Source organism: Bradyrhizobium sp. 192 (genome assembly GCF_023100965.1).
In the GTDB taxonomy this organism is placed as follows: Bacteria; Pseudomonadota; Alphaproteobacteria; order Rhizobiales; family Xanthobacteraceae; genus Bradyrhizobium; species Bradyrhizobium symbiodeficiens.
The window spans coordinates 6,201,593-6,224,096 of sequence record NZ_CP064690.1; the positions used below are offsets into that span (position 1 = coordinate 6,201,593).

Annotated in this window: 19 protein-coding genes; 14 read left to right on the forward strand and 5 right to left on the reverse strand. The window is 63.5% G+C overall.

The features are described from left to right. Nucleotides 1-6: 6 nt before the first annotated feature. A complete protein-coding gene (locus IVB24_RS29060) occupies nucleotides 7-1,644 on the reverse strand; it encodes a carbamoyltransferase C-terminal domain-containing protein (protein ID WP_247769897.1) in 1,638 nt (545 codons plus the stop codon). Between the two features lie 196 nt (nucleotides 1,645-1,840). Here IVB24_RS29060 and IVB24_RS29065 point away from each other — a divergent pair, with 196 nt between their 5' ends. From IVB24_RS29065 to IVB24_RS29095, 7 genes are read left to right on the forward strand one after another with little or no spacing between them, the layout of a single operon-like run. After that, nucleotides 1,841-3,217: a CBS domain-containing protein gene (locus tag IVB24_RS29065; protein ID WP_094972449.1), complete on the forward strand. Its 1,377-nt coding sequence runs from the start codon at nucleotides 1,841-1,843 to the stop codon at nucleotides 3,215-3,217. Between the two features lie 21 nt (nucleotides 3,218-3,238). Next, on the forward strand, nucleotides 3,239-5,158 hold the full coding sequence (locus IVB24_RS29070) for an N-acetylneuraminate synthase family protein (protein WP_247769901.1): 1,920 nt from the start codon (nucleotides 3,239-3,241) through the stop codon (nucleotides 5,156-5,158). Further along, a complete protein-coding gene (locus IVB24_RS29075) occupies nucleotides 5,158-5,847 on the forward strand; it encodes an acylneuraminate cytidylyltransferase family protein (protein WP_094972451.1) in 690 nt (229 codons plus the stop codon). The genes IVB24_RS29070 and IVB24_RS29075 overlap by 1 nt, the downstream gene beginning before the upstream one ends. Beyond that, on the forward strand, nucleotides 5,840-6,604 hold the full coding sequence (locus IVB24_RS29080; RefSeq protein ID WP_162406659.1) for an SDR family oxidoreductase: 765 nt from the start codon (nucleotides 5,840-5,842) through the stop codon (nucleotides 6,602-6,604). The genes IVB24_RS29075 and IVB24_RS29080 overlap by 8 nt, the downstream gene beginning before the upstream one ends. Further along, nucleotides 6,601-7,449: a sugar phosphate isomerase/epimerase family protein gene (locus IVB24_RS29085; RefSeq protein WP_247769903.1), complete on the forward strand. Its 849-nt coding sequence runs from the start codon at nucleotides 6,601-6,603 to the stop codon at nucleotides 7,447-7,449. The genes IVB24_RS29080 and IVB24_RS29085 overlap by 4 nt, the downstream gene beginning before the upstream one ends. Continuing rightward, nucleotides 7,446-8,207, forward strand: coding sequence for an SDR family oxidoreductase (locus IVB24_RS29090; protein ID WP_247769904.1), 762 nt, complete (start codon nucleotides 7,446-7,448; stop codon nucleotides 8,205-8,207). The genes IVB24_RS29085 and IVB24_RS29090 overlap by 4 nt, the downstream gene beginning before the upstream one ends. Nucleotides 8,208-8,220: 13 nt before the next feature. Further along, nucleotides 8,221-9,060, forward strand: coding sequence for an SDR family oxidoreductase (locus IVB24_RS29095; protein WP_247769905.1), 840 nt, complete (start codon nucleotides 8,221-8,223; stop codon nucleotides 9,058-9,060). A gap of 72 nt (nucleotides 9,061-9,132) precedes the next feature. On the opposite strand, the gene IVB24_RS29100 is transcribed toward IVB24_RS29095, so the two are convergent. Genes IVB24_RS29100 through IVB24_RS29110 form a run of 3 tightly spaced genes read right to left on the reverse strand, consistent with a single transcriptional unit; the run spans nucleotide 9,133 to nucleotide 12,029 of the window. Then, complete coding sequence (locus IVB24_RS29100; RefSeq protein ID WP_247769907.1) at nucleotides 9,133-10,323, reverse strand: hypothetical protein; 1,191 nt, start codon at nucleotides 10,321-10,323, stop codon at nucleotides 9,133-9,135. Between the two features lie 31 nt (nucleotides 10,324-10,354). Beyond that, on the reverse strand, nucleotides 10,355-11,230 hold the full coding sequence (locus IVB24_RS29105) for a hypothetical protein (RefSeq protein ID WP_247769908.1): 876 nt from the start codon (nucleotides 11,228-11,230) through the stop codon (nucleotides 10,355-10,357). Between the two features lie 58 nt (nucleotides 11,231-11,288). Then, nucleotides 11,289-12,029: a hypothetical protein gene (locus tag IVB24_RS29110; RefSeq protein WP_247769910.1), complete on the reverse strand. Its 741-nt coding sequence runs from the start codon at nucleotides 12,027-12,029 to the stop codon at nucleotides 11,289-11,291. Between the two features lie 488 nt (nucleotides 12,030-12,517). Between IVB24_RS29110 and IVB24_RS29115 the strand changes: the two genes are divergently transcribed. The 7 genes from IVB24_RS29115 to neuB all read left to right on the forward strand — a co-directional run bounded on the left by IVB24_RS29115 (nucleotide 12,518) and on the right by neuB (nucleotide 21,836). Next, entirely contained in the window at nucleotides 12,518-13,402 is an 885-nt protein-coding gene (locus tag IVB24_RS29115) for a class I SAM-dependent methyltransferase (protein WP_247769912.1), read from the forward strand. Nucleotides 13,403-13,453: 51 nt separating this feature from the next. Beyond that, on the forward strand, nucleotides 13,454-15,958 hold the full coding sequence (locus IVB24_RS29120) for a hypothetical protein (protein WP_247769913.1): 2,505 nt from the start codon (nucleotides 13,454-13,456) through the stop codon (nucleotides 15,956-15,958). 83 nt (nucleotides 15,959-16,041) lie between these two features. Then, nucleotides 16,042-17,244 carry an HAD-IIIA family hydrolase gene (locus IVB24_RS29125; RefSeq protein WP_247769914.1) on the forward strand — a complete coding sequence of 401 codons (1,203 nt, stop codon included), beginning with the start codon at nucleotides 16,042-16,044 and terminating at the stop codon, nucleotides 17,242-17,244. A 130-nt stretch (nucleotides 17,245-17,374) separates the two neighbouring features. Next, nucleotides 17,375-18,394, forward strand: coding sequence for an NAD-dependent 4,6-dehydratase LegB (locus IVB24_RS29130; protein ID WP_247769918.1), 1,020 nt, complete (start codon nucleotides 17,375-17,377; stop codon nucleotides 18,392-18,394). Continuing rightward, nucleotides 18,387-19,598 (forward strand): LegC family aminotransferase, encoded by a 1,212-nt coding sequence (locus IVB24_RS29135; protein WP_247769922.1) that lies wholly within the window; start codon nucleotides 18,387-18,389, stop codon nucleotides 19,596-19,598. Before IVB24_RS29130 ends, IVB24_RS29135 begins: the two co-directional genes overlap by 8 nt. Further along, complete coding sequence (gene neuC, locus IVB24_RS29140) at nucleotides 19,591-20,769, forward strand: UDP-N-acetylglucosamine 2-epimerase (protein ID WP_247769923.1); 1,179 nt, start codon at nucleotides 19,591-19,593, stop codon at nucleotides 20,767-20,769. The genes IVB24_RS29135 and neuC overlap by 8 nt, the downstream gene beginning before the upstream one ends. Continuing rightward, entirely contained in the window at nucleotides 20,766-21,836 is a 1,071-nt protein-coding gene (gene neuB, locus IVB24_RS29145) for an N-acetylneuraminate synthase (protein ID WP_247769925.1), read from the forward strand. Before neuC ends, neuB begins: the two co-directional genes overlap by 4 nt. On the opposite strand, the gene IVB24_RS29150 is transcribed toward neuB, so the two are convergent. Next, nucleotides 21,833-22,444 carry an acetyltransferase gene (locus IVB24_RS29150; RefSeq protein WP_247769926.1) on the reverse strand — a complete coding sequence of 204 codons (612 nt, stop codon included), beginning with the start codon at nucleotides 22,442-22,444 and terminating at the stop codon, nucleotides 21,833-21,835. The two genes, neuB and IVB24_RS29150, sit on opposite strands and share 4 nt — an antisense overlap. Nucleotides 22,445-22,504 lie beyond the last annotated feature (60 nt).

A 22,504-nucleotide genomic window follows, 5' to 3' on the forward strand; every position in this document is an offset into this window, starting at 1 on the left:
TTAGGGTCAATTCGATTTCGACAGCCGGTAATTGCCGAGATAGAGCACGTCCAGCCCCGAGCAGAAATAGGTGTGCAACGCCTCCAGCGGCGCGTTCACCGTCGGCTGCTCGTTGATGTTGAGGCTGGTATTGATCAGAACCGGCAGCGAGGTCGCTTTCGCGAAATCGCCGATCAGGCGACTGTAGAGCGGGTTGCTGTCCGCGTGGACGCTCTGGATGCGCGCGGTGTTGTCGACATGGACCACCGCAGGCATGGTCTCGGCGACCTTCTGATTGACCGGGAACGTCACTACCATGAAGGGCGCGTCGAACGTGTCCTCGAAATACTCGGCCTGGCGTTCATACAATACCGACGGACAGAACGGGCGGAATTCCTCGCGATACTTGATGGTGAGGTTGATGCGGTCCTTCATGCCGGCATGCCTGGGATCGGCCAGGATCGAGCGGTTGCCGAGCGCGCGCGGACCGTACTCCATCCGCCCCTGGAACCAGCCCACCGTCTTCTGTTCGGTCAAATCGGTGACGCAGCGCGACACGGGATCGTCGAGCAGCTCGAACCGCGCCCCGATCTTGTCGAGCGTCTCCCGTATCGTGTCGTTGGAATAGTCCGGTCCCCAGTAAGCATGGGTCAGCGGTGCGATGGCGTGGCCCGCCTCCGCGCATTTCATCATTGCGGCGCCGAGCGCCACGCCGGCATCATGCGGCACCGGTGGGACGTAGAGACGCTTCACGGACGGCTCGGCCGCAATCTCCATGTTCATCTTGCAGTTCAGCCCGACGCCGCCGGCGATGCTGACGTCACCGCAGCCGGTTTCGGCGATCGCGGAACGGATCACTTCGGTGGCGACGATCTCGAGCTGCTTCTGGCCGCTTGCGGCAATGTTGGTCAGACGCTGGTCGAGCGGCGCGCCACGCAGCCGCCGCGGCCCCAAAATCTCCTCCATCTTCTCGGTGAAGATGCGCTCCTGCCGTGTCGAGAAATCGCTGGTGAAGATCTCGGCGTCGCGCCTGCGCTTGTCGAGTTCGGGATCGAGCTCGTAATTGATGCCGTTCGGACGCAGCAGCTGGGCGAACTTGTCGAGATAGTCCGGACTGCCATAGGAGGACAGGCCCATGACCTTGTACTCGTCATTGGTCATCTGATAGCCGAGATACTGCGTCAGCATCCCGTAATAGAGACCGAGACTGTTGTTGCGTCCGAACCGCGTCAGCACGCGGAAGTCGTTGCCGCGCGCATGCGCGACGAGGCCGGAACTGGAATCGCCCGAGAAGTCGAAGCAGGCCACTGTCGCCTCCGGAAAACCGGAGCCGTAGAACGAGCTCGCGGCATGACAGAGGTGATGGTCGTAGAGCTCGATCTTCGGGCTGTGGCCGAACTGATACTTGAAATATTCGGTGAGACGCTGCGTGTAGTTGGTATAGGTCTTCAACGGCGAGCAGATCCAGTCGACGTCGCGCATGGTGATACCGGCCTGCTTCAGGCAGAAGCCGATCGCCCCGCGCGGCAGCTCGCCGCGCGCATGTTTGGCCAGCGTGAAGCGCTCCTCCTCGGCAGCAGCGATCAGCTCCCCGTCGCGCAGTAAAACCGCCGCACCGTCGTGATGCCCGTGCTTGATCCCCGAGCTGATTCCGATCACATACATGTCGCGTAGACCCCTCGGGAGCCTTCTATAGAAACCGCGGCCAATGTAAATCGGCTCGGGCCGACCGAAGCGCTTGAGGCCGGCCATTTTGGCCCGATGCCGCCGGGCGCAGGAACCTTGCATCGCCCCTGCCGCTCCCGTATTACCAACCTTGCTGCGATATGGCCTGGAATTGGCCCTTCCTGGACCCCGAAACGTGCTTGAACGTACCCTCGTCACCATCGCCGAGACCGAGACCATTGAGGAAGCCTTCCGGCGCCTGAATGCGAACATGCTCGGCATCCTGTTCGCACAGGACGCGAGCGGACGAATCGTCGGCGCAGTGACCGACGGCGACATCCGCAGGCGCATGCTCGCCGGGACCACGATCCAGGACCGGGTTGCGACCTGCATCAATCGCAACTTCGTCTCGGCCAGGGCCGGCGGTCCGCGCGAGCAGATCCTCAAATTGCTGGATCAGCGCGTGCACGTGGTGCCTATCCTCGATGGCGAAGGACGGCTGGTCGACGTGTTCAGCCGCGAGCTGTTCAACCTGTCCGAAGAGAGCGAGGTGTTCGCGCGCGCCCGCTCGCCGGTGCGGATCAGCTTCTCCGGCGGCGGCACCGACCTGACGCACTATTTCGTCGAGAATGACGGCGGCGCGGTCATCAACGCCACGATCAAGATGTACGCTCACGCGACGCTGCGGCGCCGGAGCGATTCCAGCATCCGGATCTATTCGCACGATTTCCGCAGCACGATCGAGGCCGACAATCTCGCGGAGCTTGGAACGGACGGGGACCTAGCCCTGATCAAGTCCGTCGTGCGCCTGATCAAGCCGACTTACGGGTTCGAGCTCGAGGTCTCCGCCGATTTCCCGGTCGGCTCGGGCCTCGGCGGCTCGGCGGTGGTCACATCCGCCATCATCGGCTGCTTCAACGAATTCCGCGGCGACCAGTGGGACCGCCACGAGATCGCGGAGATGGCGTTCCAGGCCGAGCGGCTGATGCTCAACATCCCCGGCGGCTGGCAGGACCAGTACGCCACCGTGTTCGGCGGCTTCAACCACATGGAGTTCTTCTCCGACCAGAACACCATCGTGCCGCTTCGCCTCGACCCCAACATCATCGCCGAGCTCGAGGAGAGCCTGGTGCTCTGCTACACCGGCTCGGGTCGCGATTCCGGCGCCATCCACCGCGACCAGAAGGCACAGCACGAGACCAGCGATGCCGTCGCCGCAGCCGCCAAGCAGAAGGAAGTGACGCGCGACATAAGGCGGCATCTCCTGCGCGGACAGCTCCTGGAATGCGGCCGGCTGATCGACGAGGCCTGGCACGCCAAGCGGAAGCTGAGCTCGAAGATCTCGTCGGACGCGATCGATGCGATCTACGATTTTGCCAAACAGCACGGCGCGGTCGGCGGCAAGCTGCTGGGCGCAGGTGGCGGCGGCTACTTCCTGTTCTTCGTGCGTCCGTTCGAGCGCTACCAGCTCATCGCCGCACTGGAACAGCAGGGGCACAGCTGTTCGCGCATCATGTTCGAAGAGAACGGGCTGCGAACGTGGAAGTCGCGTTTTCCCGCGCGATTTGCCTGACGCAGTGAGACGAGAATGTTGATGACATCGCCAAAACAGACCGCTTCAGTCCGCATCGGCAACCGCCTCCTCGGCGACGGCGAGCCCTGCTACGTCATTGCCGAGATCGGCAACAACCACAATGGCGACTTCGATCGCGCCATTGCGCTGGTCGATGCCGCGGTTGCCGCTGGGGCCGACTGCGCCAAATTCCAGATGCGCAAGCTCGACGAGGTCTATCGCGCCTCGAGCCTGTCCGGAAAGGACGACGACCTCGCGGTCGAATACACGCTCGATCTGTTGCGCCGCTTCGAGCTTCCGACGGCGCAGCAGAAGAAGATCGCCGAATATTGTGCAGCCAAGGGCATCCAGTATCTCTGCACGCCCTGGGACGCCACCAGCGTCGCCGTGCTCGAAGGTTTCGGCGTGGAGGCCTACAAGGTTGCCTCGGCCGACCTCACCAACCTGCCGCTGCTCGCGCGCCTCGCCGCCACCGGCAAGACGCTGATCGTCTCCACCGGCATGAGCACGACGGACGAGATCAAGGCCGCGGCGAAATTCCTCGACGAGCGCAACGCGAGCTACGTGCTGCTGCATTGCCAGAGCACCTATCCGGCCGCGCTCCACAACATCCATCTGCGCTTCATGGAAACGTTGCGCGAGATCCATCCGGTCGTCGGCTATTCGGGCCACGAGCGCGGCATTGCCGTCTCGACCGCCGCGGTGGCGCTCGGCGCCGTCGTGATCGAACGCCACATCACCCTCGACCGCGAGATGGAAGGTCCGGACCATGCTGCAAGCCTGGAGCCGGAGGAATTCAAGGCTCTCGTCTCGGGCATCCGCGAGGTGGAAGTCGCGCGCGGCAAGAAGCTGGCCGAGCGCGCGCTGAGCCAGGGCGAACTGATCAACCGCGAAAACCTCGCCAAGAGCCTGGTGGCCGCGCGCGACCTTTCGTCCGGCACCGTGATCTCCGAAGCCGACATCGCGGTGAAGAGCCCGGGACAGGGCCTGTCGCCGCTGAAGATGCCGGCGCTGCTCGGCCGCAAGCTGACACGGACGATGGCGGCCGACGACTATTTCTTCCAGAGCGACCTCGATGAAGGCGCCGCAAAAGCACGGCGCTATCGCTTCGACCGCCCATGGGGCGTGCCCGTGCGCTATCACGACGCCGAGCGCTTCCTGGAGATCTGCCAGCCCGACATCATCGAATTCCATCTCAGCTACAGCGACATGGAGCGCGATCCCGCGGCCTATCTGTCCGGCAGCTATGATCTCGGCTTCGTCGTGCATGCGCCCGAGCTGTTTGCCGGCTCCAAGCTGATGGATCTGGCAACGCCCGACGAGGCGCTGCGGCGCTATTCGCTGGAGCAGACCCAGGCGGTGATCGACATCACCCGCGGCCTCAAGAAGTACTTCCCCAAGACCAAGCGTCCGCCCATCGTCGCCAATATCGGCGGCTTCACCATGGACGAGCCGCTGCCGCCGGAGGCGAAGGCCGAGCGCTATCGCATCTTCGCACAGAGCCTGACCGAGCTCGACATGGAGGGCGTCGAGTTGACGCCGCAGACCATGGCGCCGTTCCCCTGGCATTTCGGTGGCCAGCGCCACCAGAACATCTTCATCTTCCCGGACGAATCCGCCGCGTTCTGCGCCAGGCATGATCTGCGCATGTGCGTCGACATCTCGCACACGAAACTCGCCGCCAATCATTTCGGCTTCGACTTCGCGCTAGGCCTCGCCCAACTCGGTCCGCACACCGCGCATCTGCATTTTGGCGACGCCAAGGGGCTCGACGGTGAGGGTCTTCAGATCGGCGAAGGCGAGATCGACTTCGACGAGATCGGAAAGGTTCTGCGCAAGCACGCGCCGACGGCCTCGTTCATTCCCGAGATCTGGCAGGGCCACAAGAACATGGGCGAAGGCTTCTGGACCGCGTTCGAGCGTCTCGAGGGACACATCTGATGGCGCGCAAGACGCTGGCCGTGATCGCCGCACGCGGCGGCTCGAAGGGCATCCCGCACAAGAACCTTCTCGATCTCTGCGGCAAGCCGCTGATCGCCTGGACGGTGGAACAGGCACGCGCGGCGCGGGGCGTCGACGTGGTCGCCGTGTCTTCCGACAGCGACCAGATCCTCGCCGCGGCCGAAGCCGCCGGCGCGGTCGGGGTGCGGCGTCCCGACGACATTTCCGGCGACCTCGCCTCCTCCGAATCCGCCTGGCTGAATGCGCTCGATGCGATCGACGCGCGGATGGGACGGTTCGAGCGCATCGTCGCGCTCCAGGCGACATCGCCGATCCGCGAACCCGGCGACATAGAGAACGCGCTTGCGACCTTCGATCGCGACCATCTCGACAGCCTGCTCTCGGTCTGCGAGGTCGAGGATTATTTCAACTGGCGGATCGGCGCGAACGGACCGGAGCCGATCAACTACGACTATCGCAACCGCCGCATGCGGCAGCAGATCGAGAAGCGCTATTTGGAGAACGGCTCGTTCTACGTCCTGATCCCATCCCTGCTGCGCGAGCAGAACAACCGCCTCGGCGGCAAGATCGGCTTCCACGTGATGGAACGTCACAAGATGTTCCAGATCGACCGCCCCGAGGACGTCAAGCTTTGTGCCGCCATCATGCGCAGTTATGGCTATGCCTGATCTCAGCGCCTTCTCGCTCAAGCACAAGATCGCGGTGGTGACCGGCGCTTCGCGCGGCATCGGCGCTGCCATCGCGACCGGCCTCCAGGATGCGGGAGCGACAGTGTTCGGCCTCAGCCGTTCCGGGACCGCGCCGCAGGGCGTGACCGCGATTGCGTGCGATCTCTCCGACGACAAGGCGATTGAAAACGCGTTCCGCACGATCGCGGCGCAAGGCGGCCGTATCGACGCACTGGTCAACGCCGCCGGCATCAGCCTTCCCCCACAGAGCACCGAGAGCGAGCTCGCGCGCTTCCGCGCCACGCTCGCGACCGACCTCACCGGCGTCTACGCCACCATCGTCGCCGCCTATCCGCTCTTGAAGAAGGCGGGCTCGGCTGCGATCGTCAACGTCACCAGCATCAATTCGATCCGCGGCTTTCCCGGCAATCCGGGCTACGTGGCGGCGAAGGCCGGACTTGCCGGGCTGACGCGCGCGCTCGCCGCCGACTATGCCGCCGACGGCATCCGGGTCAACGCGCTTGCACCGGGTTATGTGGCGACCGAGATGACCGCAAAGAGTTTTGCCGATCCTGTCATGCACGAAGAGAGACGCCGGCACACCATGCTCGGCCGCTGGGGACAGCCCGCCGACATGGTGGGCGCCGCCGTTTTCCTGACCTCGGAAGCCTCCGCCTATGTGACCGGTCAGGAGCTCTTCGTCGACGGCGGCTGGATCGCCAAGGGCCTCGCCATCAGTTCGGATAGCAAATCGTGACCACAACGCTCGAACGCATCGGCTTCATGCAGGGACGGCTGTCGACGCTGGTTGACGGCAAGATCCAGGCCTTCCCCTGGGACGAGTGGCGGGACGAATTTCCACGCGCGAAAGAACTCGGTCTGACGCGGATGGAATGGACCATCGACCAGGAACGGCTGCGTGAGAACCCATTGACGACCGAGCCGGGGCAGCAGGAGATTCTGGCGCTGTCGCAAGAGAACGGCGTGCGCATCCCGAGCCTGACCGGTGACTGCTTCATGCAGGCGCCGTTCTGGAAGGTCGACGCCGTCGTGCGCGACGCGCTCGTCGCCGACCTCGATCTCCTGATCGCCGCCTGCAGCAGCGTCGGCATCGAGTTCGTCGTGATCCCGCTGGTCGACAACGGCAAGATCGAGCACGAGAGAGAGAGCGATACGTTGAAACGCGTGCTGCTCGCACGCTCCGGGCAGCTGACAAGAAGAAACGTCAAGATCGTCTTCGAATCCGATCTGCCGCCGCGCGATCTCGCCCGGTTCATGGAGGCGTTTCCGCCGGACGTGTTCGGCATCAACTATGACAGCGGCAACAGTGCCTCGCTCGGCTATGACAGCGAAGAGGAGATCGCCGCCTACGCGCCGCGCATTCTCAACGTGCACGTGAAGGACCGTATCCGCGGCGGCACCACTGTGCCGCTCGGCACCGGAAACGCGGACCTCGCCAAGACGATCCGTCTGATCGAGCGCTCCGGCTACAGGGGCCAATACATCCTGCAGACCGCACGCGCAGCTGATGGCGACCACGCCGGCGCGCTGGCGAGATATCGCGACATGACGGTTCGCTGGATCGAGGACGCCGCGCGATGAAGCTCGAGCTGAACGATCGTGTCGCTCTCGTCACCGGCGCCAGCCGCGGGATCGGGCTTGCGATCGCGACGACGCTCGCCGCAGAAGGCGCCAAGGTCGCGCTCGCCGCGCGTGGTGCCGCGGCGCTCGACGCCGCGCGCGCGACCGTCGGGGGCATCTCCTCCGTCCACGTCGCCGACGTCACTGACCCCGCCGCTGCGAAGGCGCTGGTCGAGGGCGTCGAGACGCAATGGGGCCGGCTCGACATCCTCGTCTGCAATGTCGGCAGCGGCGCCTCCGTGCCGCCGGGCAAGGAGACCGCGGTCGAGTGGTCGCGGGTGATGGACCTCAATCTGTTTGCCGCGACCAACATGATCGAGGCTGCCCGGCCGCTGATGGCGCGCGGCAGCGGCGACCGGGCCATCGCCTGCATCTCCTCGATCGCAGGCATGGCGGCGCTTGGCGCGCCCGTCACTTACCATGCGGCGAAGGCCGCGCTGAATGCGACCGTGCGTGGCCTGGCGCGGCCTCTGGCGCTCGAAGGCATTCGCATCAATGCGGTTGCGCCGGGCAACATCCTGTCGGCGGACGGCACCTGGGCGCGCAAGCTTGCGGAAAACAGTGCCGCGGTCGAAGAAATGCTCGTACGCGACGTGGCGCTGCGCCGCCTGGGCAAGCCGGAAGAGATCGCCGACCTCGTCGCCTTTCTCGTTTCACCCCGCGCAGCATTCATCACCGGCAGCGTGATGGTCGCGGACGGCGGCCAGCTCAGAAGCTGAACAGGAGCCTTCGATGGCAGACCCCTCCTCCCGCTACGACCTCACCGGCCGGACCGCGCTCGTCACCGGCGCCGGCGGCCTGCTGGGCAAGCAGCACGTCGCAGCGCTCAGCGAAGCTGGCGCGCGCGTGGTCGTCACCGACATCGGACTGGCGCAGGCCGAAGCCGCCGTCGCGGCGCTGAAGCAGATCACGCCTTCAGCCGATCTGATCGCGCTTGAGATCAACGTCACCTCGCTCGACTCGGTGCGGGCAGCCAATGAGCAGCTTGCAAGCCGCAGCATCATCGTCGACATCCTCGTCAACAACGCCGCGATCGATCCGAAGGTGACGTCCGCGCCCGGCGTGATGCACTCCTCGCGCTTCGAGGCGTTTCCGTTGCCGCAATGGCAGACCGAAATCGCCGTCGGTCTGACCGGCGCGATGTTGTGCGCGCAGGTGTTCGGCGGCGAGATGGCCAAACGCGGTCGCGGCGTGATCCTCAACATCGCCTCGGATCTCGGCGTGATCGCGCCGGACCAGCGGCTCTACCGCCGGCCACAGGTGACGCGCGAGGAGGAACAGCCGGTGAAGCCCGTGACCTACTCCGTGATCAAGCACGGTTTGATCGGGCTGACGAAGTATCTGGCGACCTACTGGGCCGATCACGGCGTCCGCGTCAACGCGATCTCCCCCGGTGGCGTCTTCAACAACCAGGACCCCGCCTTCGTCGAACGACTGACGCGCCTGATCCCGATGGGCCGCATGGCCGACGTCGACGAATACCGCGCGGCAGTGCAGTTCCTCTGCTCGGACGCATCGAGCTACATGACCGGGCAGAATCTCGTCATGGATGGCGGGCGGAGCGTCTGGTAGCCACGCAAAGCCGACAGGAGGACGGCGAGACCGCGCTCGCCGCGCCTTCAGCCGTGGAAGGCAGCACCAGCTTCAGCCGCTACCGGGTTGCGCCTCGCTCTTGCCTTCCAGCAATTTACCAAGTCCTTCGCTGGCGACGAACACGAGCCCCGCCAGCCCGGGTATGATGAGCCGCGTCTCGGAGAAATCCGCTATGAAAAAGACGAGCCCCACATGGACCAAGCAAGCCGAACCGACCACGGCGATCGTCCGGGTCAAGGCAACCGTCCTCACGATCGCGATCGCGAGCACAGGACTGGCGATCGCCACCACGAGCTTCATGGCTTGAAGATTGCCGACCAGCTTGCTGAAGTCGCCATTGGTGACCAGGAATGATCGGTAATCCGTTCCAGGATGCATCCAGATCAGCATCTTCGGCACGGCCAGCGAGATGCCGATCAGCAACCCGAACACGACCCATTCTTTCAGTGTAGGCCATCGCCGCTCGAAAGCTGCGAGGGCCAGCAGCGAGAACGCTGACGCGAACACGACGTCGGTCCGACCGAAGCTGATGATCAGCCCCGAAATGATCGCGGCTGGATATCGCCGCGACGTCAGCAGAAAAAGCTGCCAGAACAATCCGCCCGCGATGAAGACGGGGCCCATGCGTCCCGGATACATCGCGGTCTGCGTGTAGAATGCAAAGGTCAGCAAGCAGAGCCACGATGCAGTCGGTGAAAGAAGCAACGTCGCCAGCGCGAATACTGCAAGAAACGACAGGGAATCGAATAAATAGTTCGCAATGATGTGGGTGTGGTACGTCGAGCCCCCACGCGTGTGATCGTCGCCGAATAGCTGCACATAGGCCTCGGTGATCTTGGCGAGCAACGGCCGCATGACGCCTTCGACAGCATCCATGTGGGCAAACTCTCTCTCGTGGTCGAGGCTGAACTGCATCTGCTCGCGCAGCAGGTTGGCTTCGTGCGCGGTGATGGACAGTGCGAGGCAGCAGCTCACCAGCAGCCCCAGCGTGACTGGATTGAAGAAACTGCGTCTGACCTTGTACAAGACCAGCAGCGGAACGACGGCAACGACCACGTAGAAACCTATTCCGGCATATCGCAGCAAACCGGGGAGGTATCTATCGGAGATGTTGACCCAGTACCAGGCGATGACCAGAACGTTGGAAATCACCCAAAACCCCAGCACCAGGCCGAGGGATGGAGTCTTCATCTGATCGTCAAACTTCAGCAAGCGGCCAAGACCGCCGGACCATGACAGCATTGCCCCGTGCTCCGACAATCAATTTCCTTGATCAATGCTGGAGAATGCCGGCGAGGTTCATGTGCGCAGGCCGCGAATGCTCGATACCCAGCAACGTCCGCCGATTGTCGTTGGTGCGCTGCAAGTGCAGGCTCGCGAGCGTCATTCCAGTGCAAGTGGTAACCGTAGTCCCGCGACCGCCGAACGGCTTGAGGAAGTCGAACACGCGACTGCCGAACATGTCGACGACCGATACCTCTCGCGCACCGAGCGGCGGAATCTCGCCGAAATCGCCCTCGATCTGCTCGCCGTCCTCGCGGATCAGCTTCGACGTCGGTCGCGCCGCATGAGCATATTCGGGATCGGAGGAGTGATTGATCAGCATCACGCTGCTGACGATGTCGCTGGTCGCAATGATCTTCGGATTGATCCCGGTGAACCCGACATGCGCCTTGAGCCTGCCCTCGTTCAAGGGCCGGGCAAACGCGCCGGTGCGGTAGATCGCGACGTTATCCTGATCGACATAGGTCATCGAATAGCTGGCAGGCGATGAACGGAAGCCGTCCATGCGTCCGCGCGACATTACGGCGATGACCAGGTAATCGTGCTGCGGCAGCTTGAGCGAGGCGAAAAGCCGCGACAGCTCGATCTCGACGGAGGCGCCCGGCGCGTAGTCTTCCGGAAGCTCGTAGGTCGCCCGGTACTCGCCGTCACGCGACAGGATGTGCAGTTTGAACCTGAGCTTCTTGCTGAAGCCCGAAGCGACCAGGCTGGCGAGCTCGGGAACGAGATCCTTGACCGTTTCGCGAAAATTCTTGCGCAGGCTGCCTGCGACGAGGCTGCGGAGATACCTGATGTCGACCGGACGATACCAGACAGGAATCGAAAAGCCCATGCGCGACTCGACGCCCGCGAAAGTCGGGAACATGAATCTTGGCTCGTAGGGCTTCCAGGGGCTGGACGAGAAACGTGTCACGGACGCGCCTCTAAAAATGATGCAGGCTGAACTTGCCGTTGGCAAATTCGTAATAACTGAACGGACTGGCGATGTTGGTGCCCTTGAATTCCAGGGCGAAACCTTCGGCCGCGCCGACCAGCCGTTCAGCCTCGGGGAAAAGGTCCAGCGTGCTGATCCGGACGGCGCCCATCGGCGCGATCTCCGGTATTTCACGCTGGCCTAATGCGGTGCCGTCGAGGGCCATGAGCCGCGCCGTCCCGACCGAGACGCCTTCGGACGCCATGCAGGAGTTCACCAGCACCACGCCGGACTCCTTCAGGAATCGCGTGAGATAGGACTGCATCCAGGCGGAGGTCGGGAACGGCGCTGCCGCGACCGGTTCGCGTTCGTGAGACAACGTTATCGCACCGTGCTGCGAGAAATATTGTGCGTAATAGCCGGTTGTCACCTTCCGTCCGGGACGAAGCTTGGTCTCGTGCTTCGGGACCAGCGCCATCGCGACCGTTCCCGAAACGCGCGGACACAGCTCCGACGTCTGCAATTGCATTTGTCCGTTGACGCCGAGTTCCCTGTGGAAATATCCAGCCGGCTTGCCCGCTCCATCGAAGAGCCAGACATGAGCATCTACCTCCGGATGATCCTTCATGAAAACCGAGAAGTAGTTGAACGCGCAGACTTCCGTCGTGACGGTCTCGTCGTTGCGCAGGTAGAGCACGGCGGGCGGATAGCCCCTCGCGACCGCCTCGCCAATCAGCAATTCACCGGGCATTCGACAAGACTCGGCGGGAGAGCGATGGATCGGCACAGGCCGAACCGGCCGGCGGCTTTGGACAAATCAGACGCGATGTTCTTGCCCGCTTGCTCAAACCTCGACGCGATTTCAGGGCTTGTTTACGCTGAGCCGACAGCAGAATCAACCGGGAACGGGGTCGCGTCGAGCGGCCCCAAAGAGACGGTGCGAGCATCGTGGTCATGCTCGATAGCCCCAGTCTCTGCGGCCACGTGGCAGCCGGACAATGCGTGGCAACCAGACAAGATGATGCTCCGCTTCGGTACGGATACCCGCGATCCTGCCTGCCCCTGGGATCCTTGCATTGCCGCTGCGGCTCCCGTATGACCGAATCCGGCTACGTGACCTGGTACCCGCCTGAAAACAGGCCGGAACATCGGCCATTTCCTGGATCCACACCGTGCTTCAGCGACTGCTCCTCAGCATCACTCCAATCACGGCGTCCATTCCGCCGGGGAAACGCTGACGTGCGCTGGCAAACAAAAGCGCGGGCGTTCTCGGTGCTTTCGAATATCCCCCGGGGCGGAGACCTGCACTACGCGCTGCAGCGCTACGTCACACGCCGGCTGCCGCGCCCCGAAAAGCAGGTCAGATCCATCTACACCCTCGCGCAGCGGCTGCTGGCCGTTCACGAGAAGTACAGCTTGCGGCCGCTGCGGGATTCGACTTGCTTCGAATTCGGCGCCGGACGCGATCTGATCGTTCCGCTGGCTTTCAGCGCCCACGGGGCCCGACGCTTCGTCACCGTCGACATCGAGCGCCTGGCCAAGCTGGAGTTGATCCGCTCCAACGCCGCCATCGTTTCTCGACTGAGCAGCACCGATCACCCCGAGATAAATTCCCTGGAGGACCTCGAACCTACGTGGAGGATCGACTATCGCGCACCGGCCGATGCCCGGACGACCGGCCTGCCCGCCGCCTCGATCGACTGCGCCGTCTCCGTCGAAACGCTCGAGCACATTCCCAAGCGCGACATCGCGGCAATCTTGAAGGAGCTGCGACGCATCATGCGTCCCGACGGACTGGTCCTCATGCAAATCGACTATGGCGACCATTTCAAAGGCTTCGATCCGTCCATCAGTTCATTCAACTTCCTGACATATTCCGAGGAGGATTGGGCGCCTTTCCAGTCGCGCTTCCAATACGTCAATCGTCTGCGCCACAGCGAATATCTGCAGCTGTTCAGGGAGGCAGGGTTTCAACTGCTCAGCGACCGGCCCGACCGCCGGCCGCCGGAGCAGCACATCCTCGAACGACTGGCACCATGCTTCAGAGACTTCTCCGAAGAGGATCTGTTTACACTCGGCTCGCTGATCGTCGGCCGTCCGGCCGACCTATCGATAGGACACTGAACATCGCCATCTCCCGGTTGCTTGGCCGAAGCCCATTGTAGAGATATCCCGATGTGGACGACCACATTTGTCCTGACGCTCCTGTTCTTCCTGATACAGCTCGGCACCGGATTTTCGATCCTGACCATTGCGTCGACGAAATTCATCGAGGTATGCCGGCTGACGAAGGCTCAGTTCGTCGTTCTCGGATTCACGGTTGGCGCCTCGACAACCGGCATCCTGCTCGGACTACTCTCGCTATTCGTAGACGACATCTGGCTTCAGTTCGCCGCGATGCTTGCCGTCTCCGGCTTCGGCCTTGCTTGGTCATGGCCGAACTGGCGCCCGAGCACCGGCGAGACACGCGACGCGGCCGCTTGGTGCCTCCTGGCGCTGCCGATTGCGCTCCTGACATGGTGGTGGTCCTTCGGCGCATTTTCCAGCTTTCCCTACGGGGACATCGGCGCCGATGTTCACTGGATGAAGACCGCGCAAGAGTACGCCGACAGCGGCGTCATCAATCCCTACGCGGCCCAATCCTACGTCGACCTTCGGTCCGCACTCGCAGGCTCCCTCGCTGGAACGCTGGGCCTGGATCTTCTGATATTCAGCTGGACCTATCGCTTCTTCTCGATCCTGTTCTTCCTGTTGGCGTCCTATGCCTTCGTGCAGGGCATCTATTCCACGTCTCCGCGAAAATGGATTGCCTTCTTCTTCGCCGCGACCGGCAACGCCGTCGTCTTGATGACAAACGGCAGCCTGGCGGTCGTCAGCAGTGTCGTTTTTCTCGGCGTATTGATGAGCAATTCGAAGCGGAACGCAAACGATCTGTCGACGCGATCCGTCTTGCTGCTTGCGGTTACCGCCGGCGCGACGCTTCTGCTCGCGTTCGCATTCAACAACAACACGCTCGTGCTTACGTTGCTCATCGCCGGGCTACTCGGGGTCAGGATCCTGAGCAACACCGGAAAATATGCAGGGCTTCTCTTTCTTGGTTGCGTCTGGCCGGCAACGCTGCTGCTTGCACATCGCGGTTCCTTCCTGTTCGTTCCAACCGTCCTGGCCAGTTGGCTTCTGTATCTTGCCATCGTGCGGATGATCTCCGCCTGGCCGTCCGTCAGCATCGCGGCCCTGCGATTTTTGTCCTTCACACTACCCCTGATCATTGCCGGAATTGTCGTCTGCGTTGCGGGAATGCGCTTCGGCTACTTTCCGCCGATGAGCGGCAACGACACGTTCTCCTCGATTACGGGCCTGATCCTGGGCAGACGGATCGAGGGCGGCGAAGAGCTGTTCCTGGGCTCCGGACCACAGGTCGCCACGATTGAGGTTGGCCGGGCGATGGGGCCGCTTTTCACCATCTGCATCACACTGGGCGTTGCGTGGTGGTCGATGACCCGGCCTGTCTTCCGTGGCCCCTCAGGGGCGATCGGACTTCAAAGCAAAGGCTTCGTGACACTCGTGTGGTCCTGGATTGCCGGCTGCGGCCTGATGCTCGCCGTACTCTCTGGGTTCCCTTTCCTGTATCGTATCAGCACGATCATAATGTCGCTGTTCACGATCACGGCCGTTGAGACTTTTTGCCAGTTGCTGGTCGATTTCAGCCCTTCCCGATATCGACGGGTCCTGGTTGCCGCAACCGTTACACTGCTCGCAACCGTCCTCGTGGTAGTGGTTTACGCGTTTGCCTGGCGGACCGACCTGCCTTTTGCCCGCTACCAGGCGTTCCTGCGACCGACGGAAATCGCAGGCATCGTGCTGCTCGCGATACTCGCGCTATCGACCCTGGCCCGGTCGAGGCGGGTCTACATTTATGGTCTGGTGGGGGTCGTGGGATTGGGCGTGGCGGTCGACAGGATTGGCCTCTCCGGCATTGTCAGGAGCTACAGTTACGGCGCGCTTCCCGACCGCACGGCAGTCGTTTCACACTACAACGCCGAGGATCTCGAGGTCGCTCGCTGGCTCCGCGACAATCTGCGAAAGGGAATCATTCTTTCGGACCCGTATACGATGGGCATCGTCCAGGCGGTCACGGGCGCGCCGGCCGCCTATCTGTTCTCCAATCTGGACACTGTGAACGATGCGGTCGCGAAGCGGACAAAATCGATGGTGCGCACGATGCTGCAGCCGACCGAAGGACGTCAGCGGCTTGAAGACACTTGCAGCCTGATCGCGCCTCTGGTTGGTGCAATCAATTCGGAGACATTCTTTCAGATGGGACGGGCCGATGCTTTGGGCGGAATGATGCGATCTGTCCGCACCGTAACGGCACCGCTTCCGGAAACGGGGCAACCGCCTTCCCCAGGCGCCTGGGTGGGCCCGGAACTTACGGGTGAGGAAGCCAAGTCCACGATCCAGAACATTCTGGGAACTGGGGAAGATGCCTGGCACCTCGTCGCGATCATCACGCCCCGCACGATCGCCTGGACACATCTCGCGGCCAACCAGCGCCTCAGCTATTTTCCGCCCACCGAGTCGATCGAGCCTGCGATCATCGATGCGTTGCGCGCCGGCCCGTTTCCAGTTCTGTTTGCCAACAGGCAGGCTGCCGTCGTTCGCATTCCCTGCTCGCGCTGATATGAAGTGGACCGGACATTGATCCTCGCACGGTCGCAGATTGGCGCAACGGCCCGCCAACCATCCAGTGAGAAGGGCACCTCATGCTGAGACAGGCCGCGATCCTCGTCGGTGGGCTGGGTACCCGGTTGGGTGAGCGCACGAAGCAGGTTCCAAAGCCGATGCTCGACGTCGGCGGACGGCCGTTTCTCGATACACTGATCGACGAGCTGGTGCGCTATGGCGTGTTCGATGAAATTCTCCTGCTCGCGGGCCACAAAGCGGAGATCGTCGAGACACACTACGCCGCGGCCGTCCGGGGGCGGACGCGAATCGTCGTGTCGCGCGAGACCGAGCCGCTCGGCACCGCCGGCGCGCTCGTTCATGCGCGCGATCTGCTGCACGATCGCTTTCTGCTGCTCAATGGCGATTCCATGTTCGACTTCAACCTGCTCGACCTGATCGCCCGCGCGCATGACGGGCGCGTGCACATGGCGCTGCGTGACGGCGTCGTCGGAGATCGCTACGGGCGCGTCGTGCTCGATGGTGACATGGTGCGCGATTTCATCGCCCCGGGTGCGGGCGCTACGGGCCCGGTCAATGCCGGCATCTACGTCATCGACAAATCCGTTCTCGACGACATCGCGACGCTTCCCGCTTCGCTCGAGCAGGAGATATTCCCCGGCCTTGCCAGGTCCGGCGCGCTGCGTGGCACGGCCTATCGCGGTTACTTCATCGACATCGGCATTCCCGATGACTTCGCGCGCGCCGATCGCGAATTGCGCTGGCAGCTGCGGCGGCCGGCCGTTTTCTTCGATCGCGACGGGGTGCTCAACCACGATTCCGGATACACGTTCGAGATGCACAAGCTCGAATGGATCGAGGGGGCACGCGAGGCCGTGAAAGCCGTCAACGATGCCGGCTATTTTGCCTTCGTCATCACCAATCAATCCGGCGTCGCACGCGGCTATTACGAGGAGCATCACGTGGTCTCGCTGCACCGCTGGATGGCGGACCAGATGGCGTTGATCGGCGCGCATATCGATGCATTCGAATATTGCCCTGATCACCCCGACGGAACCGTCGCGCGTTATTGCCGCATCAGCGACCGCCGCAAGCCGGCGCCGGGCATGATCACCGATCTCGTCATGCGCTTCCCCGTCGACATGACACGCAGCATGGTGATCGGGGACAAGGAAAGCGACATGGAAGCGGCGGAGGCCGCGGGCCTTGCTGGCCATTTGTTCAAGGGCGGAAATCTGGAGACGTTCGTGAAGCAACGCCTTGTCCCGGCCGGAGACGCCTAGAGTCGCGCCCAAAAGTGCTGCATCCCCGGGCATTTGGCGAAAGCCGAGCGGTGCTCTGTTGCACGCAACCGCCAGTATGCTATAGCGCCATCCTATTGCGATGACTGAGCTAATCGCGTTGGGGTCCGACATGGAAGATCTGAAGGATGCCCGCGTCCTCGTCACCGGCAGCGACGGCTTCATCGGCTCGCATGTCGTCGAGGAGCTGGTCAGGGCCGGCGCACGGGTCAAGGCGGTCGTCTATTACAACTCCTTCAACTCCTGGGGCTGGCTCGACACGATACCGGCCGAGATCATGACGTCGGTGGAGGTGGTGGCTGGCGACATCCGCGACCCCCATTTCATGATCGCGGCCGCGAGCGGCTGCACCGACGTGCTGCATCTGGCGGCGCTGATCGCCATCCCCTTCTCCTATGTCGCGCCCGATTCCTATGTCGAGACCAATGTGCGCGGCACCGTGAACGTGCTCCAGGCCGCGCGCATGGCCGGGGTGCGGCGCTTCGTTCAGACCTCGACCAGCGAGGTCTACGGCACGGCGCAGACGGTTCCGATCAAGGAGAGCCATCCGCTGGTCGGGCAGTCCCCCTACTCGGCCTCAAAAATCGCCTCCGACCAGATGGCGCTGTCATTCCAGGCTTCGTTCGACATGCCCGTCGTGGTGATCCGCCCCTTCAACACCTTTGGCCCGCGGCAATCGGCGCGGGCGGTGATCCCGACGATCATCAGCCAGGTCGCGACCGGCAAGCGCAAGATCCGCCTCGGCGCCGTCAGCCCGACGCGCGATTTCTCGTTCGTCACCGACACCGCGCGTGGCCTGATCGCGGGCCTCACCGCACCTGCGGAGCAAGTCGTCGGCCAGACCATCAATCTCGGCAGCGGGTTCGAGATTTCGGTCGGCGCGACCGCGCAGATGATCGCGGACGTCATGGGAACGGCGATCGAAATCGAGACCGACGAGGCGCGGCTGCGCCCCGCCAATAGCGAGGTCGAGCGGCTTTGGGCCGACAATTCCAAGGCACGCCAGCAGCTCGGCTGGAGGCCGGAATTCGGCGGCATCGAGGGCATGCGCCGCGGCATGGTCAAGACGGTGAACTGGTTCACCAATCCTGCAAACCTCCGCCGCTACAAGGCGGACGTGTACAATGTCTGAGCCGATGGTGGACAGTCACTTGACGAGGTCAGGCTTCGACCAAAAGACGATCGTCGATGCCGTGCGGCGTGCAGTGGGAACGCCGAACGGCATCCTCGGCCTGCACGAGCCGGTGTTCGCCGGCAACGAGATCGCCTATCTCGAAGAGTGCATCAAGAGCACCTTCGTTTCCTCAGTCGGTCCCTTCGTCGATCGGTTCGAGCGCATGCTCGAAGAGGTCACCGGCGCCAGGCGCGCGGTTGCCGTCGTCAATGGCACGGCCGCGCTGCATGCCTGCTTCATCCTCGCCGGAGTCGAGCCCGGCGACGAGGTCATTTCGCCGGCACTGACCTTCATCGCGACGACGAACGCAATCGCCTATTGCGGCGCGACCCCTCATTTCGTCGACAGCTCACTCGAAACACTCGGCATGGACGCGCGCGCGCTCGCGACGCGCCTCGATGCAATCGCACAAAAGACCGCGACCGGCACCATCAACTGCGAGACCGGCCGCCGCATCGCAGCGATCACCCCGATGCACACGTTCGGGCATCCCGTCGAGCTCGACGAGATCGCAGCACTTGCGAAGGATTGGAACATCGCGCTGGTCGAAGACGCCGCGGAATCGCTCGGATCAACCTACAAGGGCCACCCGGTCGGATCGCGGGCACGCCTTGCAGCACTCAGCTTCAACGGCAACAAGATCGTCACCACCGGCGGCGGCGGCGCCATCCTGACCAATGACGAGGAGCTTGGCCGCCGCGCCAAGCACCTGACGACGACGGCAAAGCTGCCGCATAAATGGGCCTTCGTCCACGACGAGATCGGCTTCAACTACCGCCTGCCGAACTTGAACGCGGCACTCGGCTGCGCCCAACTCGAGCAGCTCGACGGCTTCCTGGCGAACAAGCGCAAATTGGCCGCAGCCTATCAGCGCGCCTTTGCGGATGTGCCCGGCGTCCTTTTTTCGCACGAGCCGAAGGACACCACGAGCAATTACTGGCTGAATGCGATCCTGCTCGACGAGGAAAATGCCGGCCGCCGCGACGACGTCCTCGCCGCGCTCAACGACGCCGGCTTCGGCGCGCGTCCGGCCTGGACCTTGATGCACAGGCTGCCGATGTTCGCACAAAGCCCTCGCGGCCGTCTTTCCACCGCCGAAGCCATCGAACGCAGGCTGATCAACCTGCCCAGCAGCGCCAGCATCAGGTCCCGCGATGAATAATGGTGCGCGCAAGATCTGCTTCGTCACCGGCAGCCGCGCCGATTTCGGGCTGCTGGTCTGGCCGATGCGCGCGATCCGGGCAACGCCCGCACTGACACTACAACTCGTCGCCACCGGCATGCATTTCGCGCCGGAGTTCGGCTACACCTTCAACGCGATCCGCGACGAGGGATTCGAGGTCGACGCGCGCGTCGAGACGCTGCTGAGCAGCGACACCGGCGCCGGAGTCGCAAAATCCGTCGGCCTTGGTGTCATCGGCTTTGCCGATACCTTCACACGCCTACAACCGGATCTCGTCGTCGTGCTCGGCGACCGTTTCGAGATGTTTGCAGCTGCACAGGCCGCCATGTTCATGCGGCTGCCGATGGCGCATCTGTTCGGCGGTGACGTCACCGAGGGCGCGGTCGACGAATCGACCCGCCACGCCATCAGCAAGATGTCGCACCTGCATTTCACCAGCAATCAAGGCTCGACGCGACGATTGATGCAGCTTGGCGAGCATCCGTCCCGCATTCACACCATCGGCTCGGTCGGCATCGACGCCATCAAGCATCTCGATCTGATGAATCGCGACGACATCGGCGGTGCGATCGGGATGCCGCTCGGCGAACGCAATGCGCTCATCACTTTTCACCCCGTCACGGTCGAAGCCGGACGCTCGGCGGCTGAGCTGGATGAATTATTCGCGGCCCTGTCGACGCTCGATCCCGCCTTTCGTTTCGTGTTCACCCTTGCGAATGCCGACGCCGAGGGCCGCGCCTTGAACGCAGGAATCGAGGCTTTCGCGGCCAGCCGGCCGAACACGATCGCGGTCGCCTCGCTCGGGCAGCTTCGCTATCTCAGCCTGATGAGCCAGGTGGATTTGGTGATCGGCAACTCCTCGAGCGGCCTGCTCGAAGCGCCCTCCTTCGGCGTTCCCACGGTCGATATCGGCGACCGCCAGAAGGGACGCGAGCGTGCGGCCTCGGTGTTTCACGCTGCGCCCGAGCGCGGGGCCATTGCCACCGCCATTGCGGCGGGGCTCGCGCGCGGCCGTCAAGCCGCCGTCAACCCCTACGGCGACGGCGAATCCAGCCGACGATTTGCCGAGATCATCGCCGGCATCCCGGATTTCAGGCCGCTTCTGGTCAAGGGCTTTTACGAGCTTCCTCCAGGTGGGGCGCAGGCATGACCACGCACACGCTGATCATCGCGGAAGCCGGCGTCAATCACGACGGAAGCCTGGACAAGGCATTGGCCCTCGTCGAGGCGGCCGCCGACGCTGGCGCCGACATCGTCAAATTCCAGACCTTCAACGCGAAGGCATTGGCCGGCAACGCTGCGAAGAAGGCGGACTATCAGCAGCGCACGACGGCCGCTGATGAAAGTCAGCTCGCCATGCTGAAACGGCTGGAGTTGCCGCAGGCTGCGCATCACACGCTGATCGAACGTGCCAGAGAACGCGGCATCGAATTCCTGTCGACGCCGTTCGACGACGCTTCGCTCGCCTTCCTGCTGTCACTGAAGCTGCCGCGCATCAAGATCGGATCTGGCGACCTCACCAACGCGCCGCTGCTTCATGCGGCGGCGAGGGCCGGCGCGACGCTGATCCTGTCGACTGGCATGGCAACGCTCGGCGAGATCGAGGAGGCGCTGGGCGTGCTCGCCCATGGCTACGGCCCATCCTGCGGGACACCCGGCATTGCCGCCTTCCGCGCGGCGTGGCGCGATCCGGCAGCGCGCACGGCGCTCGCACAGCACGTCAGCCTGCTCCATTGCACGACTGAATATCCCTGCCCCGTAGGCGACGTGAACCTCGCTGCAATGGCGACGATGCGATCCGCGTTCCAGCTTCCGGTCGGCTATTCCGATCACACCGACGGTTTCGAGGTTTCGGTGGCCGCCGTCGCGCTCGGCGCGACGATCATCGAAAAGCACCTGACGCTCGATCGCAAGGCGCAAGGCCCCGACCACGCGGCCTCGCTGGAGCCTGACGATTTCAAGCGCATGGTCGTCGCCATCCGCAACGTCGAACGCGCGCTTGGCGACGGCGTGAAGGCGCCGAAGGACTCCGAGATCAGGAATGTCCCTGTGGCGCGCAAGAGCATCGTTGCGGCGCGCGCGCTCGAGGCCGGCGAGACCATCGGCCCCGCCGACATCACCGCCAAGCGACCGGGCACCGGCCGGCCGCCGATCGACTATTGGTCGCTGGTCGGAACGGCCGCGCCCCGCGCGCTCGAGCCTGACGATCCGCTTTAGCCTTGCGGCTTTGCCGGAACGCCGCGAAGGACGGCACCTGCCGGGCATGGAGCCGTGACCACCGATCCCATTGCGACCAGCGTGTCGTTGCCGATCACGATGTGGTCCCTGACCCGGCTGCCGAGACCGACGAAGCAGTTCTCGCCGATCTTCGCGCCGCCGCCGATCACGGTTCCAGGCGACAGATGCGTGCAATCGCCGATCCGCACGTCATGCTCGACGACGACAGCTGAATTGACGATGCAGTGATCGCCGACCCGGCTTCGCGCGTTGACGATTGCGCCCGGCATGATGACGGTGCCAGCGCCGATCGTGGCCGACGGCGAGACGATCGCACGCGGATGAACCACGGACGCCCAGCGCTTGACCTGTATTCGGCCGATCATCTGCCGGCGTGCGGGCCCCGCCTGCATCGATCCGATTCCCATCACGAAGGCGGCATTCGGATACTCTGACGCCGCGTCGTCGGTTCCGAGATAGCTGATGTCACCGAGCGTTCCGGGCTGGCGATCGAGGAAGCCGACGACCTTGAACTGGCCGGACAACAGCGCCGTCTCGCAGACCATGAAGGCGTGCTCGCCGCCGCCTATGATGATGAGATCGTCCATCGCTGCTCCCCTTCGCGGGGCAATCTTAGCGGGGGGATCGCGGGTCTCCAAACTGTTGAT

Excerpts from the sequence above, each read along its gene's own strand:
- IVB24_RS29060 (WP_247769897.1), bottom strand. The coding sequence starts at position 1,644 with ATGTATGTGATCGGAATCAGCTCGGGGATCAAGCACGGGCATCACGAC.
- IVB24_RS29070 (WP_247769901.1), top strand. The coding sequence starts at position 3,239 with ATGACATCGCCAAAACAGACCGCTTCAGTCCGCATCGGCAACCGCCTC.
- IVB24_RS29075 (WP_094972451.1), top strand. The coding sequence starts at position 5,158 with ATGGCGCGCAAGACGCTGGCCGTGATCGCCGCACGCGGCGGCTCGAAG.
- IVB24_RS29080 (WP_162406659.1), top strand. The coding sequence starts at position 5,840 with ATGCCTGATCTCAGCGCCTTCTCGCTCAAGCACAAGATCGCGGTGGTG.
- IVB24_RS29090 (WP_247769904.1), top strand. The coding sequence starts at position 7,446 with ATGAAGCTCGAGCTGAACGATCGTGTCGCTCTCGTCACCGGCGCCAGC.
- IVB24_RS29095 (WP_247769905.1), top strand. The coding sequence starts at position 8,221 with ATGGCAGACCCCTCCTCCCGCTACGACCTCACCGGCCGGACCGCGCTC.
- IVB24_RS29100 (WP_247769907.1), bottom strand. The coding sequence starts at position 10,323 with ATGCTGTCATGGTCCGGCGGTCTTGGCCGCTTGCTGAAGTTTGACGAT.
- IVB24_RS29105 (WP_247769908.1), bottom strand. The coding sequence starts at position 11,230 with ATGTTCCCGACTTTCGCGGGCGTCGAGTCGCGCATGGGCTTTTCGATT.
- IVB24_RS29110 (WP_247769910.1), bottom strand. The coding sequence starts at position 12,029 with ATGCCCGGTGAATTGCTGATTGGCGAGGCGGTCGCGAGGGGCTATCCG.
- IVB24_RS29120 (WP_247769913.1), top strand. The coding sequence starts at position 13,454 with ATGTGGACGACCACATTTGTCCTGACGCTCCTGTTCTTCCTGATACAG.
- IVB24_RS29125 (WP_247769914.1), top strand. The coding sequence starts at position 16,042 with ATGCTGAGACAGGCCGCGATCCTCGTCGGTGGGCTGGGTACCCGGTTG.
- IVB24_RS29130 (WP_247769918.1), top strand. The coding sequence starts at position 17,375 with ATGGAAGATCTGAAGGATGCCCGCGTCCTCGTCACCGGCAGCGACGGC.
- IVB24_RS29135 (WP_247769922.1), top strand. The coding sequence starts at position 18,387 with ATGTCTGAGCCGATGGTGGACAGTCACTTGACGAGGTCAGGCTTCGAC.
- neuC (WP_247769923.1), top strand. The coding sequence starts at position 19,591 with ATGAATAATGGTGCGCGCAAGATCTGCTTCGTCACCGGCAGCCGCGCC.
- neuB (WP_247769925.1), top strand. The coding sequence starts at position 20,766 with ATGACCACGCACACGCTGATCATCGCGGAAGCCGGCGTCAATCACGAC.
- IVB24_RS29150 (WP_247769926.1), bottom strand. The coding sequence starts at position 22,444 with ATGGACGATCTCATCATCATAGGCGGCGGCGAGCACGCCTTCATGGTC.